This window comes from Rhizobium sp. BK379 (assembly GCF_014193955.1).
GTDB lineage: Bacteria > Pseudomonadota > Alphaproteobacteria > Rhizobiales > Rhizobiaceae > Rhizobium.
Genome location: NZ_JACIAD010000010.1, coordinates 296656 through 310032 on the forward strand (window position 1 = coordinate 296656; position 13377 = coordinate 310032).

Sequence of the window (13377 nt, forward strand, 5' to 3'; positions counted from 1 at the left end):
TAGGGCAGTCCGTCTAATCGCCGACCAAGATGTCAAACCTCGCAACCGACTGCGGTGTTTCTGATATCGCCCTGAAAAACTCAGATCGCTCTCAGGTCCAATAAGGCGCCGACGGCAAGGATCACGGCGAAGGCAACCAATGCTGCGCAACCAAACTGCCGCGCAAGTGTTGGCATCTGCGCATGGTGTCCAACAATGAGACTGCCAAGGCCTAGCCAGATCGCTGAGGTCACCACCACGCAGCAGGCGAATGTTGCCATTACGGCAGGTACGCCGGCTTGGACAGCGGGCACGAGGGAGAGGCCGATAATGACGGCCTTCGGATTGAGCAGCGTGGTGATGAAGAGTGGACCGAGGCTGAGCCTGTTACGGCCGCCCGATCGTGCCGGAGCCCATAGCTTGAGCGCAAGATAAAGAACCCAGATCGCCGAAATCAGCTTGACGATGCTGGCAATGGTCGGATGGCCATGAAGGAGCGGAGCGGCGATCCCTGACACCGGAACGATGATTGCGAGGTAAGCGAGCAAGACTGCAGAGATAAGCGATAGGAACCGCCGGAACGTTAGGGCTGTCGACGCCAAGGCGAGAACCGCATTGGTTGGGCCGGGGAGGATCAACAGCGATAAGACGGCGAGTGCGAATGTAGGCAGGTTCATCAGATCCGGTCCTCGATTGTCTAAACCCTTTCTCATGGATTCTGACGGATCGTTTTGATCTGTATCAGTTCGAGGACCGCTCCGGGTGGATCGAGGTTGATCGAGGACGAGCTCCCAGAGGGCGATAGCATTTCGCCGGTCATGCAGGCACATGCGCTCCCCGTTTTGCCGAGCAGCTTCTCCAGCGATGCTCCTAAGAGAGATCTATCAAGCACCCGAAGACACGTTCTGCATCTCTGACGATCTTTCAAAGGCGCCATGTCTCAATCGCAACCGCGCGAACGAATGAGAACTGCTCGAGACCGAGCTTCGCGATATCGCGCGATCAGGACGAGGCCGTCTCGGGAAACTATGCGCCCACGAAGCGTTCGCGCTTTTCGGCCGAAGCGCGTAGCCGGGGTGTAGGTTCGGTCGGGCGGGGAACGGGGGTGATGGTGCCGACATCATGCCACGTCCACAGCGGTTCTGACTGTGAATGACCGCGGCGCCAGCGCCTTACGTCGGTTGCTGTGACGACCAGCGTTTCCGTCCGCCTCCGGTCGCATTTGCCATAGGCGAGCGCAATTTCGCAAAAGTTATGCTGGAACTGGAAAAGCCGCGCCTCGGTCGCGCGCGGTGGCGATGCAACACTCAGCAGCGATCGCCTGGTGACGATCAACTGCCTGATCTGGTTCGCGATTTGAAGATCGATTCGACCGCATTTTTCTGCGTCGTCGAACCGAGCCGAGATGATCGCGTAGTCCATCATGCGCTCCCCCGGCATCCAGCACAGTTGTGTCGGTCAGGATCAAGGCCGATCTGCATCGCCGTGCCTGTCCTTTCCGCTGACCTGCTCGTCGTCGAATCCCTTCCTGAAGGCCCGGATGCCATGTGCCACGTCGCCCATGAGTTCTGGGATCCTGCCGCGTCCAAACAGGATGAGGACGATGGCAAGGACGATTAGCCAATGCCAGGTGCTAAAACTTCCCATTCCGATCACTCCTTGCAATATGACGAGCATAAACCATTAGCCTCGACCGTGATTGATCTGGCGCAAATGCGATGATGTCGGTGACAATACCGGTCGACCACTGGCCGGCTTTCACGGACGTGGCCTCCCGCCCGCCTCATTGACGCCAATACGCAGACCGTTCAGTTGGTCGCCGGCAGTCGGCTCCGGCGCGAGGGTCGGCCGTGTCTGCAGGAGAAACATTTCGAGAGCTGCGCGCGATTCCCCGCCGGGCGAGCCGCCACAGCTTATGACCTCGAGCACGTCGACGTGCCGATCCCGGCGGTTTTCTGCCTTCATGATGGAATTTCCCCGGCCTCTTTCGCGAGAAGGGTTTGCTGGGCACCAAGAATGTCTCGCCGATTGGCGACGAAGGCTCTGAGCAGCTGAGAGCCCATTCTTGCCTGCTTTGCCACATCGTCGAAAATCAGAGCCGCTTCCTCGATCTCGCCGATTTCGGAGGCAGGTCCAAACTGCTCGAGTTCCTTCAGAAGTTCCAGGAGCGTGCCGACCTTCGTTTTTTGGCGCAGCGCCGACATGAACAGCTCCTGCACGACGGCGGCTCTTTGTCTTGGAACCAGATGCGCGAGCAATTCACCGATGATGAGGGTGCAGTTGCAGTCGGAATCCGGGTCCTTCGCAAAAGCCTTTATCTGACGCAGAGCAGAGAAGATCCGTCTGTCGCCGGGAGCGTCGCTTTCCGACAGTCTCATCTTCATTGTGCCAAATCCTTTGCGTTTCTCAGGCGCGCGACCCATTCCGCGCCGCTCTTGCCGTGGTGAAACCCGTTCGATAGCGGAATGTCCGGATAGAGATCGCGCAGCCTGGTCAGCGCCTGCCCAGGCTCGATTGCTCCATTCAGCATCCCGCGAAAAGTCGAGGATACTTCGACCATGTCGCAGGTCTGCGGCGACAGCCGAAGCGAACTGACACCCTGTGCCGTCCATTCGTCGGATCGCTCGAGCAGCGCCTGACAGGTATGCGACAGCGTCTGCACGCCGTTCAGGGCGAGAAAGGGCTGGCCTGAAATGGTGTTGACCGTGATGCCATCAGGATCCTCCTGGCAGACGAACTGGCAATTGTCCTTGGTTCGCCCTTTCGAGCGGGCGTGAGCGCAGCGCGCGGAGATGGCGAGCGGCATGCGGCCGAAGGCGAAGACTTCTAGATCCAGATCGGGACAGGTCCGGGCAATGGCGGCGATGGAAGAGGCCGGAAGTTCCGGCGGCAGGCAGATCGCCGTCGCACCATTGGATGCCAGAACGCGTGCTGTCGCTGCATTATAGACATTGATGAACGGTCCAACGGCGTGCGGCCGTCCCTTCAGAAGATAGAGGGCGGAGAGATCATTGGCCTCGACGAGCCTGACATCCTCCTGAGCGAGTGCCCTTTGATAATTCGCCTCGCGATCGAGCGTAACAAGCGCCAGTGTCGAGAGCCTGACCTCTTTTCCTGCTGCCTCCAGCCGCTCGATGACGACAGCAAGTTCGGCCTCCATGAAATGCAGGCGCTTCGAGCAGATCGTCTCGCCGATAACGACGACATCCACAGGCGCTTCGTCGGCGATCGCGAAATAGAAGTCGCGCCATCGGTCGGTCGGCCAGAGATACTGGAGCGGGCCAAGTGTCAGCTTCATCTCTTACCTCCACCGCTTCTCATAGGCGCCATGCGTCGTCTCCAGTCCCTCGCTGAGGGCCTTGAGGCGGGCCATGAGTGCGGGACGATCGGCGGGTGCGGCTTCCATCGTGGCGCGGAGCGTCGAAACGACCTGCGAGATATAAGCCTTGCCGCGTTGGCGCCCCTCTACCTTCAGCGCTGTGACACCGGCTGCCTGGAGTTCGTCCAGCTGGTCCATGACATCGAGAGAAACCGGGTCCTCGAAGGCGTAGGTCTTGCTCTTGCCGATTTCGAAGCGCCCCTTGCAGAGGGTTGGATAGCCGGCCGGTTCCTTCTCGGAGAACCTGTTGATCGTAAACCCGCCCAGTTCCGATACCATGTCGGTGCCCTCCTGCCGGTAGCGAACGTGGCTTGCCGGCGAGCAGACGCCGTTCATGTTGGGCGATTTTCCGGTGGCGTAGGAGGAAAGCGAGCAGCGTCCCTCCGCCATGACGCAGAGGCCGCCGAAGACGAAGACTTCAAGTTCGCAGGGCACGTGACGGGCGATGCGGGCAATGTCGGCGACCGTCAGCGTTCGGGGAAGGACAACGCGCGCTGCGCCAAAACTTTCGACCAGATAGGCAAGCGCGTCCGGATTGGAGGCTGAAGCCTGCACGGAAATATGCAGGCGCTGATGCGGGTGACGTTCGGCAACATGGGCCATCAGGCCGAAATCGGCGACGATCAGCGCGTCGGCCCCGGCATCGGTTGCTTCCTGCGCCCGGCGATACCAGAGATCTTCCCGCCCTGCCGTCATGAATGTGTTCAGTGCCACGAATGTCTTGACGCCTCGGGCGCCGGCATAGGAAACGGCCTGTCGGAGCTCCTGCAGATCAAAATTCAAACCTGGGAAGTTTCGGGCGTTCGTTTCGTCGCGAAAGCCGCAATAAACCGCGTCCGCACCCGCATCGACGGCCTCCCTGAAGGACGAGGGGGTTCCGGCTGGGCATATCAGTTCCATCCGGCACCTTCGGCTTTGAGTGCACGGCGCCGGATGGATGAGAGTGCCGCCATCACGGGACGGCGAATTGGCCCCGACATGTCTCCGGCCAGTTTCACCAGATCGATTCCGCTGTCGTCGAGCGCATTTCGAAGTGCGAGCACAGCTTCCATATTGCCTGTCACGGCAAGCTTGCGGGCAAAGAAGACGGCATCACCATCCAGGCGGCCCTCGGCAAGCCCGAGCATCAGAAGCAGGGGGCCACTGATCCTGGCGTCCGTTTCCGGTGCGCGCCCGCGCCGGAAAGTTCGGATACTGCCTCCGGCGGGCCGGATCACGAACTCGAAGGCAAGGTCCGAGGGAGCAAAGCCAAAACACAAATATCGATAATCCCCGAGCCGGTCGAAGAGCCGGGGGTGGGATTTGAGCACCTGCTCGAACAGCAGGGATGCGGCGCGGGCCGCGATCGGCAACGGCACAATACCGGCCGCGGTCATCAAGCGGGATGGAACAAGCATAAAGGCCTCTTCTCGTGAGAGTGGCACCCTAGGGCCTGTCGCATTCGCCCTGTTTGTTTTGAGACAAAGACAGGAGCGGTTTCCTCGCCGATTGCATCCCCATGCTAAATGATGCGCCCAAGATCAAACGTCATGCCGACCTGCAATCCTTCATTCGCGAGCTCGAGCAGCGCCGGCTGCTTCTGTCGATCGACGAACCCGTGTCGCTCGTCCACGAACTGACAGCCCTGCATCAGCATGTCCTTGAGGAAAACGGGCCGGCCCTTCTCATAAAGGCACCGATAGACGCCGATGGACGGCGCAGCCCTATCCCGGTGCTCGTCAATCTGTTCGGCACCAGGGAGCGCATAGAGCTTGGTTTCGGGGTCGGGCAGGGTGGCCTCGGGAGACTGGCAGAGGATCTCGCCGATCTTCGAAACCCATCTCCGCCGAAGTCGCTTTCAGACGCCTTGAGCAAGCTGTCCCTGCTCACGGCCGCAAGTCGCATGCGGCCGAGGCATCGACGCACAGCCCTGTCGCAGGAGGTGGTCTACCGTGGAGCCGAGATCGATACCGGCATGCTTCCAGTCCAATGGTGCTGGCCAGGCGAGCCGGCCCCCCTGGTGACATGGCCGTTGGTGATAACCTGCGACCCCGACGATCCTGCCGACGTCAACGTCGGCATCTACCGGATGCAGGTTCGCGACCGCTCCTCCCTGATCGTGCGTTGGCTTGCCCATCGCGGCGGCGCAAAGCACTTCCGCCAATGGCAGCGACGCGGTCAGGACATGCCAGTGGCGATCGCAATCGGCGCCGACCCTGCGACGCTGCTTGCCGCTGTCATGCCCCTGCCCGAAGGAGTGAGCGAACTGAACTTCGCCGGTCTTCTGCGTGGCGCGCGCACGCAGGTCGTCAGCGCTCTGACCGCGCCGCTCGACGTGCCGGCCTGCGCCGAGATCATTCTGGAGGGGCACGTGTCGATCGATGAGACTGCGCCTGAAGGCCCCTACGGCGACCACACCGGTTATTACAACAGCGTCGAACCCTTTCCGATCGTCCGGTTGAGCGCCATCACCACCCGCCGCTCGCCGGTTTACCTGTCGACCTATACCGGCCGCCCGCCGGACGAGCCTTCCAGGCTCGGGGAGGCGATGACAGAGCTGTTCGTCCCGATCCTGCGGCGACAGTTTCCGGAAATCTGCGATCTCTGGCTGCCGCCGGAGGCCTGTTCCTACCGCACGGCGGTCGTCTCCATCGACAAGCGGTATCCGGGACAGGCGCGCAGGGTGATGATGGGGCTCTGGTCGATGCTGCCGCAGTTCAACTACACCAAGCTGATCATCGTGGTCGATGCCGACATCGGCGTGAGGAGCTGGGAGGATGTCATGTGGGCCGTGTCCACGCGATTCGACGCGTCGCGCGACCTGACGGTCCTCGAAAACACGCCGATCGATTATCTCGATTTCGCGTCACCTCGAGCGGGTCTCGGAACGAAGATGGGCCTCGACGCCACCCGCAAGATCGGGCCGGAGAGCGACCGCGAATGGGGTCGCGAACTGCGCATGCCGTCAGACATTGCGGCGCGCGCAGCAACAACATGGGAAAGGATCAAACGTGACATCGTTTCATGAGCAGCGCGACGTCGTACTGGCGGTTACAGGAGCCTCAGGCGCGGCTATTGGCCTTGCTGTCCTCGATCTCTTGTGCGGGCTCGGCGTGCGGGTCCATCTCGTCGTCACGCAAAGCGGCAAGCGGACCCTTTTGCACGAGGCTGGGGCCGACGCCCATGACGGGATGCTGCCAAAGGCCTACAGAAGCTACGACAATGGCGATATCGGTGCGACCATCGCCAGCGGCTCGTTTCCTGTCGCGGGAATGATCGTTGCGCCTTGCTCGATGAAGACGCTGGCCGCAATTTCAACCGGCCTTTCTACAAGCCTTGTCGCGCGTGCCGCCGATGTCCAGCTCAAGGAGAGGCGACGGCTTGTGCTGATGACGCGAGAGACGCCCCTGCATCTCGGGCATCTGCGCAACATGACATCAGTTACCGAAATGGGCGGGATCGTGATGCCGCCGGTCCCCGCCTTCTACAATCGCCCGCAGTCGGTGCAGGAGATCGTAGATCACCTTGCCCGTCGCGCCGTCGATCTCCTGGGCCTGCCGGTCGCGCCGCTGGCAAGCGCCTGGTCCGGCGAGGCGGACTTCAATCAGCCGAAGACGGAAATCGGGTCGGCGCCGAAGAGCAGGGCGTGACCGCCCGCAAGGAGCAGCCAGGCGACCAGCGCGATCGTGGCCACCGCTGCTGCCACAAGCGCCGTGTCCGATTTCGGCCGGACCCCGGAAACAAACGCCGCCAGGGGCCAGACGGATGTCTGCGCGGCGTAGACCTCCCAGTGAGCGCCGAGACGCTTTCTCGCCCGGCGCTCGGCCATCGGAATGCCGGCGAGTGCGAAAAGCCCGAGACCTCCGAACAAGAGAAGCGAACGCAAGTCCCCGTTGGCGACGACATGGCCGAGTGCCCAGAGAGCAAATCCCCATTGCACGGGATGTCGGGTGATTTGCGAAACCGCTCCGGCCGGCCCCGCCGAGCGGATCGATATGGACAGGGGATTTGCGCTCATCAGACCGGCAAGCACGAGAAAACACCCGACCGGCGCGAGCAGGAAGGTCATCGCCGCATGCCAGGGACGCAGCTCCCACAGCGGGACATAGTCGAGGGCAAGTGCTGCGGAAAAGAGCCAGACCAGCGCCGCGAGCGAGACAACGGAATAGCCAAGGATATAGGTCGGCTTGCCGATCGACCGGATGATACGAAGGCGAATGTTCGGGATCGCCGGGATCGAATGCAGCATGAGAAAGACACCAAACGCGCTGACGAACTGGATCACGTGATTTTCCCCCTTTGGCGAAGGTGATGTATCGGTCACGGCCCGCCACAGCTTTGACCAGAGTCAAGCAATGGGCGACCCGTTGATGAGATTTGGGTCGCGTGCGGCCGGCAAAGGCCTGCCCGACGCTAAACCGCGCATCTTTGCGCCAGCGCAAAGAGCAGGGCGATCGCGCTGTTAAACGTGACGGCAACACTCATCTTTAGGGATTGCCATCATGCTCCGCGCTGCCAGCCTATTCGCCGCTCCTCTCGTTCTCATCGCAATGCCGCTTGCCCTGAAGGCTGCCGAATATCCGATCGGCTCACCTCAGATCGCAGCGGGCATGGAAGTCGCAGCGGTCTACCTGCAGCCGATCGAGATGGATCCGCCCGGCATGATGCGTGCTGCAGCGGAGTCCGACATTCATCTGGAGGCGGACATCCACGCGACTGCCGAAAATGCAAATGGCTTTGCGGAAGGCGACTGGCTTCCCAACCTGCATGTGGAATACACGGTCAGGAACCTCGACAATGGTGAGGAGCAAGTCGGATCGCTGGAGCCCATGGTCGCGAGCGACGGGCCGCATTACGGCGACAACGTCAAGCTGTCGGGACCGGGCCGCTATCGGCTGGAGCTCAACGTTCATCCGGGCGGTCACGGCGAGATGTCTTTCGGACGCCACGTCGACAAGGAGACAGGCGTTGCTGTCTGGCCCGGCGCTTTTGCGCTGAAATTCGACTTCGTTTTCGCCGGCATTGGCAAGAAGGGCGGTTATTGATGTGTGCCATCGGCTGGTTGATGCGGCTGCTGGCTGCAGCCGCGCTGATGGCACCTTGTCAGACCGCCTTCGCCGAAGAGGAAGATCCGGTTTTCGAGGTTCATTTCAGCAATGGCGTCGTCTCACCATCGGTCATCGAGGTGCCTGCGAACACCCGTTTCAAGCTCGAACTCCACAATGACGGTTCGACCCCGATCGAGTTCGAGAGCATTCCGCTGCGCAAAGAGAAGGTTCTGGCACCCGGTGCATCGAGTTTCCTCGTGTTCCGCTCATTGCGCGAAGGGAACTATGCCTTCTTCGATGATTTCCATCTCGACATGCCTCCTGCAGCGCTGGTCGCCCGATGAGCGCGGATCTCACTCTGCAGACATTCGAGATCGCTTCGGTGGTCTGGCGGGAAAGCTTCGAAGCCTTGCTGGTTGTGGGGATACTGTTGACGTGGTCCGCGAGGGCGGCGCCGGCGACACGTGGACGGGCAACCAGTTGGATCCTTGCCGGCGCTGGCGCCGGCCTCGCGCTCGCCCTGATGCTGGCGCTGATCGTGAGCAGGGCGAGCGATATCCTCGAAGGGGATGGCGAGGATATCCTGCAGATGATCATGGCAGCATTCGCCGCTGTCCTCATGCTCAGAATGGTATTCTGGATGCGCGCGATGGAGCGTGGCCAGACCGGAGATCTCGCAAACAGGGCCGTCCGGCACGTAAAGACCGGTAACTGGCTCGGGCTTGCCACGCTAGCAGCGCTGGCGGTGGCCCGGGAGGGCGCGGAGACGGTTGTCTTCCTGTTCGGACTGATGGCTTCGCCGCAAAGCTGGCAGGCCGGTTTCGTCGTCGCCGCGGGCCTGTCCGGCTTCGTGCTTGCTGCGATCAGCTTCTGGGCGTTTAAAGCCGGGTCTAAATTGATCTCCAGGACGGTGCTTTCACGCTTCAGCGAGGTGCTGCTCCTGATCCTCGGAAGCGGGCTGACCATGCTTGTCGTCGACAAGGTGATTTCGCTTGGAATTCTTTCGCCGATGACAGAGCCACTGTGGGATTCAAGCCGGTTGCTCAATGATGGCGCCGGCTTCGGCGCCTTTCTCGCCGGTCTGGCGGGCTATCGCGCCCGGCCGGAGCTTCTTCCTCTTCTGAGCATCGGCTTCTACTGGCTGATCGCGTCTCTGGCCTATGCGCCTCCTCTGACCGGCAAGGCGCCTGCATGACGTCTTCTCTTCGCGCCGCACCGGCACTTGTTGCCAGGTTCGGTGATGTCCTTCTCCGCCATCAGGCGGCTATCCGGCGTCTTCAATGGGTAATGGTGGCACTCTATGCGGTGCTTCTGACGGTTCCGCTCCTGCTGCCGCTTCCCACGCACACCGATTATGTGTGGAGCAATGCCGTGCGCTTTGCACAGTTTGTTTTCTGGGGTGTCTGGTGGCCGTTCATCATCCTTGCCACCGCGTTGGTGGGCCGCTTCTGGTGTGGGATCCTGTGCCCGGAAGGTGCGCTTTCGGAATTTGCCAGCCAGCGCGGCGCCGGGCGGGCAATTCCGGGATGGATGAAATGGTCCGGCTGGCCGGTCGTGTCCTTCGTCTCGACTACGGTCTATGGGCAGCTGACAAGCATCTACCAGTATCCGAGGCCCGCAGCATTGCTGCTTGGCGGCTCGACCTTCGCAGCCATCGTCATCGGCGCGCGCTATGGAAAGGTAAAAAGGGTCTGGTGCCGGTTTCTGTGCCCGGTCAACGGCGTCTTCGGGATCGTTTCGAAAATCGCGCCACTGCATTTCCGTGTTGACCCCGACAGCTGGCGCATCGGGCAGCAGGGACGATCGAACGCCGTCAATTGCGCGCCGCTCATCCCCATCAAGACCATGCAAGGCGCTAGCGCTTGCCACATGTGCGGCCGGTGCTCCGGTTATCGCGGAGCGATCCGGCTTTGCTGGCGCAATCCGGCGAGCGACATCGTCCACGGGTCGGGCCGGCTTGCGACCATGTGGGAGACAATTCTGATCGTGCCGGTTCTGCTCGGGTTGGTTCCAGCCGCCTTGCATTGGTCCGATAGCGGCCTCTTCCAGGTGATCCGCCTGTGGCTGGTGGAGCGATGCCTCGATCTGCATCTGGTCTGGCCGCTTTCGCTGCGCCTGCCTTGGTGGATCCTGACCGACTATCCCTTGGAGAATGATGTCATGACGTCAGTGGATGCCGTCGCGCTTCTGACACTTCTGTCGGCTTCGGTCACCGCGGCCACGCTCATGTTCGGCATTCCCCTTGCTGCATGCGCAAGGATCCTTCGGATGAAGGGAGGTTTCTCCCATCATCTGACCCAGGCGCTCATTCCGCTTGCTGCGGCCTGTCTCTTCAGTGGGCTGCTTTCGCTGACCGTCTCGCAGTTGCGCTCCGACGGCGTCGTCATACCCTATTCGGATCAGTTTCGCGGCGGTATTATTCTTGCTGCGGCCGCCTGGTCCGCAGCCTTGGTCTTCCGGATCGGTGTCTTTTACGACACGCGTCTTGCCAACAGAGTGTTGGCGACACTGATCATGGCCGTTCCGATTACGTCTTTCTCGATCGCCTGGATTGCAGCCTTCCTGAGTTGACGTGCTGCACCGGTCACGATGCCAGACCTGGAGTGTGCAAGCTGCGCGAGGCAAAACCGGCGGGCCTGACCGTGTCGGATATCTTGTCAGGCGGGCTCTTGGTGAGGTCAACGTGGCGAGCCGGACGACGGCGTCGGCGTCTCTTGATTTCGACGATGAAGGGCTTTTGCGATGTAGGCACCGGCATTCCTTTCCTTATGTCCGAAACGCGACCACTCGCCGCGAACCATCGGCTGAGTTTTACGGTGTTCGGCCTTCTTTCTCTTTGATGGACATCAAAGACGTCGAAACACCAGCCGCTATGCTCTGGTCCATCGTGGACGAAAGAGGAGGAAGCCTGGATGTTGCCGAGGTTCATCACTGCATTTCTGAAATCTTCCGGAGAAACAGGTGTCGTGCTGATGGAGCACGAGGGCGCACAGCGCGTGGTCATCATCGATCGCGATGCCTTGCGGGAGATCAGCAATCCGCCGCGCGCCGATGAGACAAGACTGCAGGAGCATGTCGGAACGATATGCGAAATCGCCGCCTCCAAGATGCGCCTGCAGCCGCACTCGTCATTTTCCCGGATAAGGGTATCGAAGGACGATATCGAGGCGTGGAAGGCGTCGCACGACACCTTCCACTAGGACAAGCCAAGCCACGACGGGACCGGGCTCGGTTCAAATCCTTCCGGGCAGTGTCCCGCGTGGCCGTTAGTCGTCTTCGCCTTCAGCAAGTCTTAGAAGACGCTGCGGATCGGTGACAGTCAGCTTCTGCCTGCCACCCTCGACGATGCCCTTGCCTTCCCAGGCACTCAGGATTCGCGACACTGTATGCAGCGTCGTGCCCGTCATTTCAGCAATATCCTGCCGCGAAATCGGGAAATCGATTTTGATCGCGGTTCCGACCGCCTTGCCGGCTTGTTTGGACAGACGCAGCACGGCATGGGCAACCCGCTTTTCCACTTCTTCGGTCGACATCTCGCGGATGCGCGTGTGCGCCTCCTCAAGCCGCTGGCCGATCGTCTGCATCGCGGTCATCGCCAGGCGGGGATTTTGCTCGACGAACCGTGACCACATGTCGGTCGGCCATCCGAGGATGAGACTTTCCGCGGCGGCTGTGGCCGTGCCCGGATAGTCCTGTCGGCGCAGCGCCATGGCGAAGCCGAACAGGTCGCCCGGATGGACCATCCTGACGATGATCTGCTGGCCGTCATGCGTGACCTGCGTGACCTTGAGCCTGCCGTGCAGCAGCAGGAAGAACGATCTTGCCGGCGCTCCTTGCTCGAAGACCGCATCGCCCTGGGCGATGCGGCGCGGTGTGGCGTGCTCGAGCATGGCGTCGAGATCGGCATCCGTCATGCGCTCGAAAAGCGGCAGTGACTTCAAAACTGTACGGTCAACTTTCATCGTCGTCCCGCTGAACTCCTCTGAAAATGGCGCCGCCGATCATATCGGTCATGGCGCTGCGGGTGAAGTCTTCGATGCTCTCGAGGAGGCCTGGTCGGCGAACGAGCCGGAAACCGAGATTGTCCGGCGGGCTGCCGACCGAGCATCCGCCGCCTTTGGGATTTCTCACAAAGGTGCTCATCGGAGCGCGGTGCCTGCCGGCGGCGATCATGATGCCGCAATTCGCCGGATCAGGCTCGTCGACAATGACTTGCTTGTCGAGGTCGATGCGCCTGTTGCAGGTCGAGGTCCATTCCCAGATGTTCCCGCCGAAATCGGCAAGGCCGGTCTGGCTCACGCCGAACGATCCTCTTGGCTGCGGAGCCGGGTCGCTCGAAGCGGTGCGCCGTGCCTCGCGTTCATAGTCTGCAAGCCAGCGCAACGCAGGGTTTTTGCTGTCCGCCTCGATGCCGAGTGCATCATCGGGAAAACGGTCGGCCGCAGCGTAGGCGAGTTCGAAGTCGGTCGGAAGTCGCCAATATTTGCCCGTCTTCTGCGACAGCCAGCTCGCGTAGCGCAGCGCATCCTCGTAGCTGACGCCGCTGACCGGCGTGTCGTCGCCGGCGGTTGCACTTCGCACTTCCGGCTCGGGGCAGGCGCCGTCGGCCACGCAACGGTCATACTCGGCAAGGCTCGTCTGATATCTCGTGATCGTCAGAGGCATCCGGACGTCGGCCTTATGCTTCGGTGCGTCGACAGCCAGGCCGCTGCGGAAATACTCTGTCGCGTCGCGATACTGGAATTCATGGGGTGCAATGGTTATGACCTCGGGAGCGACAAATGCGGCATCGCGCCGCCCGATGTTCACGAGCCCCGCCTCAACCGCAAGCGTTGCGGAAAGGACCGCAAGAAGCACAAGCGGAAGTGCGATCGAAATGCCGGAAACTCCTGCAGTCTCGGCGTGCGGTGTCATGTCCTTTTCGCAACATGCGCCCCCTTTTTGGAAGAAAACATACTGTGCAGGCCGCCCTCACGGCCTGCACAGTCCCAT

18 protein-coding genes are annotated in these 13377 nt (G+C 61.3%); 7 read left to right on the forward strand and 11 right to left on the reverse strand.

Annotated elements, in window-relative coordinates; translation table 11 throughout:
• Positions 1–80: 80 nt before the first annotated feature.
• From FHT93_RS33200 to FHT93_RS33235, 8 genes are all read right to left on the reverse strand, one after another.
• A complete protein-coding gene (locus tag FHT93_RS33200) occupies positions 81–656 on the reverse strand; it encodes a threonine transporter RhtB (protein WP_113015212.1) in 576 nt (191 codons plus the stop codon).
• A gap of 349 nt (positions 657–1005) precedes the next feature.
• Positions 1006–1401 (reverse strand): hypothetical protein, encoded by a 396-nt coding sequence (locus FHT93_RS33205; RefSeq protein ID WP_112971461.1) that lies wholly within the window; start codon positions 1399–1401, stop codon positions 1006–1008.
• A gap of 42 nt (positions 1402–1443) precedes the next feature.
• The gene (locus FHT93_RS33210; protein ID WP_112547047.1) at positions 1444–1626 is read right to left on the reverse strand and encodes a twin-arginine translocase TatA/TatE family subunit; all 183 of its coding nucleotides are present in this window, start codon (positions 1624–1626) and stop codon (positions 1444–1446) included.
• Between the two features lie 111 nt (positions 1627–1737).
• Positions 1738–1944, reverse strand: coding sequence for a hypothetical protein (locus FHT93_RS33215; RefSeq protein WP_112971460.1), 207 nt, complete (start codon positions 1942–1944; stop codon positions 1738–1740).
• A complete protein-coding gene (locus FHT93_RS33220) occupies positions 1941–2363 on the reverse strand; it encodes a hypothetical protein (RefSeq protein WP_112547009.1) in 423 nt (140 codons plus the stop codon). The genes FHT93_RS33215 and FHT93_RS33220 overlap by 4 nt, the downstream gene beginning before the upstream one ends.
• Entirely contained in the window at positions 2360–3277 is a 918-nt protein-coding gene (locus FHT93_RS33225; RefSeq protein WP_113015211.1) for a U32 family peptidase, read from the reverse strand. Before FHT93_RS33225 ends, FHT93_RS33220 begins: the two co-directional genes overlap by 4 nt.
• Positions 3278–3280: 3 nt before the next feature.
• On the reverse strand, positions 3281–4258 hold the full coding sequence (locus tag FHT93_RS33230; protein WP_113015210.1) for a peptidase U32 family protein: 978 nt from the start codon (positions 4256–4258) through the stop codon (positions 3281–3283).
• Positions 4249–4755, reverse strand: coding sequence for an SCP2 sterol-binding domain-containing protein (locus tag FHT93_RS33235; RefSeq protein ID WP_113015209.1), 507 nt, complete (start codon positions 4753–4755; stop codon positions 4249–4251). The genes FHT93_RS33230 and FHT93_RS33235 overlap by 10 nt, the downstream gene beginning before the upstream one ends.
• 101 nt (positions 4756–4856) lie before the next feature.
• Here FHT93_RS33235 and FHT93_RS33240 point away from each other — a divergent pair, with 101 nt between their 5' ends.
• Both FHT93_RS33240 and FHT93_RS33245 read left to right on the forward strand, forming a co-directional pair.
• Positions 4857–6365, forward strand: coding sequence for a UbiD family decarboxylase (locus FHT93_RS33240; protein ID WP_113015208.1), 1509 nt, complete (start codon positions 4857–4859; stop codon positions 6363–6365).
• The gene (locus FHT93_RS33245) at positions 6349–6987 is read left to right on the forward strand and encodes a UbiX family flavin prenyltransferase (protein WP_112547004.1); all 639 of its coding nucleotides are present in this window, start codon (positions 6349–6351) and stop codon (positions 6985–6987) included. Before FHT93_RS33240 ends, FHT93_RS33245 begins: the two co-directional genes overlap by 17 nt.
• Here the strand turns inward: FHT93_RS33245 and FHT93_RS33250 are convergent.
• Complete coding sequence (locus FHT93_RS33250) at positions 6942–7622, reverse strand: NnrU family protein (RefSeq protein WP_113015207.1); 681 nt, start codon at positions 7620–7622, stop codon at positions 6942–6944. The genes FHT93_RS33245 and FHT93_RS33250 overlap by 46 nt on opposite strands.
• A gap of 217 nt (positions 7623–7839) precedes the next feature.
• On the opposite strand from FHT93_RS33250, the gene FHT93_RS33255 reads away from it, so the two are divergent.
• The 5 genes from FHT93_RS33255 (at position 7840) to FHT93_RS33275 (ending at position 11585) form a co-directional block, all read left to right on the forward strand.
• On the forward strand, positions 7840–8382 hold the full coding sequence (locus tag FHT93_RS33255) for an iron transporter (protein ID WP_113015206.1): 543 nt from the start codon (positions 7840–7842) through the stop codon (positions 8380–8382).
• Complete coding sequence (locus tag FHT93_RS33260; protein ID WP_112971451.1) at positions 8382–8729, forward strand: cupredoxin domain-containing protein; 348 nt, start codon at positions 8382–8384, stop codon at positions 8727–8729. The genes FHT93_RS33255 and FHT93_RS33260 overlap by 1 nt, the downstream gene beginning before the upstream one ends.
• Entirely contained in the window at positions 8726–9580 is an 855-nt protein-coding gene (locus FHT93_RS33265; RefSeq protein WP_113015205.1) for an FTR1 family protein, read from the forward strand. Before FHT93_RS33260 ends, FHT93_RS33265 begins: the two co-directional genes overlap by 4 nt.
• Positions 9577–10956: a 4Fe-4S binding protein gene (locus FHT93_RS33270; RefSeq protein WP_183851260.1), complete on the forward strand. Its 1380-nt coding sequence runs from the start codon at positions 9577–9579 to the stop codon at positions 10954–10956. Before FHT93_RS33265 ends, FHT93_RS33270 begins: the two co-directional genes overlap by 4 nt.
• Positions 10957–11297: 341 nt before the next feature.
• Positions 11298–11585 (forward strand): hypothetical protein, encoded by a 288-nt coding sequence (locus FHT93_RS33275; protein ID WP_112546998.1) that lies wholly within the window; start codon positions 11298–11300, stop codon positions 11583–11585.
• A 66-nt stretch (positions 11586–11651) separates the two neighbouring features.
• On the opposite strand, the gene FHT93_RS33280 is transcribed toward FHT93_RS33275, so the two are convergent.
• The gene (locus FHT93_RS33280) at positions 11652–12347 is read right to left on the reverse strand and encodes a Crp/Fnr family transcriptional regulator (RefSeq protein ID WP_112546997.1); all 696 of its coding nucleotides are present in this window, start codon (positions 12345–12347) and stop codon (positions 11652–11654) included.
• A complete protein-coding gene (locus FHT93_RS33285) occupies positions 12337–13299 on the reverse strand; it encodes an SUMF1/EgtB/PvdO family nonheme iron enzyme (protein ID WP_183851261.1) in 963 nt (320 codons plus the stop codon). The genes FHT93_RS33280 and FHT93_RS33285 overlap by 11 nt, the downstream gene beginning before the upstream one ends.
• Positions 13300–13377: the final 78 nt, after the last annotated feature.

What these genes read in the sequence shown, in the direction of transcription:
- FHT93_RS33200 (WP_113015212.1), bottom strand. Translation starts at nt 656, where the DNA reads ATGAACCTGCCTACATTCGCACTCGCCGTCTTATCGCTGTTGATCCTC.
- FHT93_RS33205 (WP_112971461.1), bottom strand. Translation starts at nt 1,401, where the DNA reads ATGGACTACGCGATCATCTCGGCTCGGTTCGACGACGCAGAAAAATGC.
- FHT93_RS33210 (WP_112547047.1), bottom strand. Translation starts at nt 1,626, where the DNA reads ATGGGAAGTTTTAGCACCTGGCATTGGCTAATCGTCCTTGCCATCGTC.
- FHT93_RS33215 (WP_112971460.1), bottom strand. Translation starts at nt 1,944, where the DNA reads ATGAAGGCAGAAAACCGCCGGGATCGGCACGTCGACGTGCTCGAGGTC.
- FHT93_RS33220 (WP_112547009.1), bottom strand. Translation starts at nt 2,363, where the DNA reads ATGAAGATGAGACTGTCGGAAAGCGACGCTCCCGGCGACAGACGGATC.
- FHT93_RS33225 (WP_113015211.1), bottom strand. Translation starts at nt 3,277, where the DNA reads ATGAAGCTGACACTTGGCCCGCTCCAGTATCTCTGGCCGACCGACCGA.
- FHT93_RS33230 (WP_113015210.1), bottom strand. Translation starts at nt 4,258, where the DNA reads ATGGAACTGATATGCCCAGCCGGAACCCCCTCGTCCTTCAGGGAGGCC.
- FHT93_RS33235 (WP_113015209.1), bottom strand. Translation starts at nt 4,755, where the DNA reads ATGCTTGTTCCATCCCGCTTGATGACCGCGGCCGGTATTGTGCCGTTG.
- FHT93_RS33240 (WP_113015208.1), top strand. Translation starts at nt 4,857, where the DNA reads ATGCTAAATGATGCGCCCAAGATCAAACGTCATGCCGACCTGCAATCC.
- FHT93_RS33255 (WP_113015206.1), top strand. Translation starts at nt 7,840, where the DNA reads ATGCTCCGCGCTGCCAGCCTATTCGCCGCTCCTCTCGTTCTCATCGCA.
- FHT93_RS33260 (WP_112971451.1), top strand. Translation starts at nt 8,382, where the DNA reads ATGTGTGCCATCGGCTGGTTGATGCGGCTGCTGGCTGCAGCCGCGCTG.
- FHT93_RS33265 (WP_113015205.1), top strand. Translation starts at nt 8,726, where the DNA reads ATGAGCGCGGATCTCACTCTGCAGACATTCGAGATCGCTTCGGTGGTC.
- FHT93_RS33270 (WP_183851260.1), top strand. Translation starts at nt 9,577, where the DNA reads ATGACGTCTTCTCTTCGCGCCGCACCGGCACTTGTTGCCAGGTTCGGT.
- FHT93_RS33275 (WP_112546998.1), top strand. Translation starts at nt 11,298, where the DNA reads ATGTTGCCGAGGTTCATCACTGCATTTCTGAAATCTTCCGGAGAAACA.
- FHT93_RS33280 (WP_112546997.1), bottom strand. Translation starts at nt 12,347, where the DNA reads ATGAAAGTTGACCGTACAGTTTTGAAGTCACTGCCGCTTTTCGAGCGC.
- FHT93_RS33285 (WP_183851261.1), bottom strand. Translation starts at nt 13,299, where the DNA reads ATGACACCGCACGCCGAGACTGCAGGAGTTTCCGGCATTTCGATCGCA.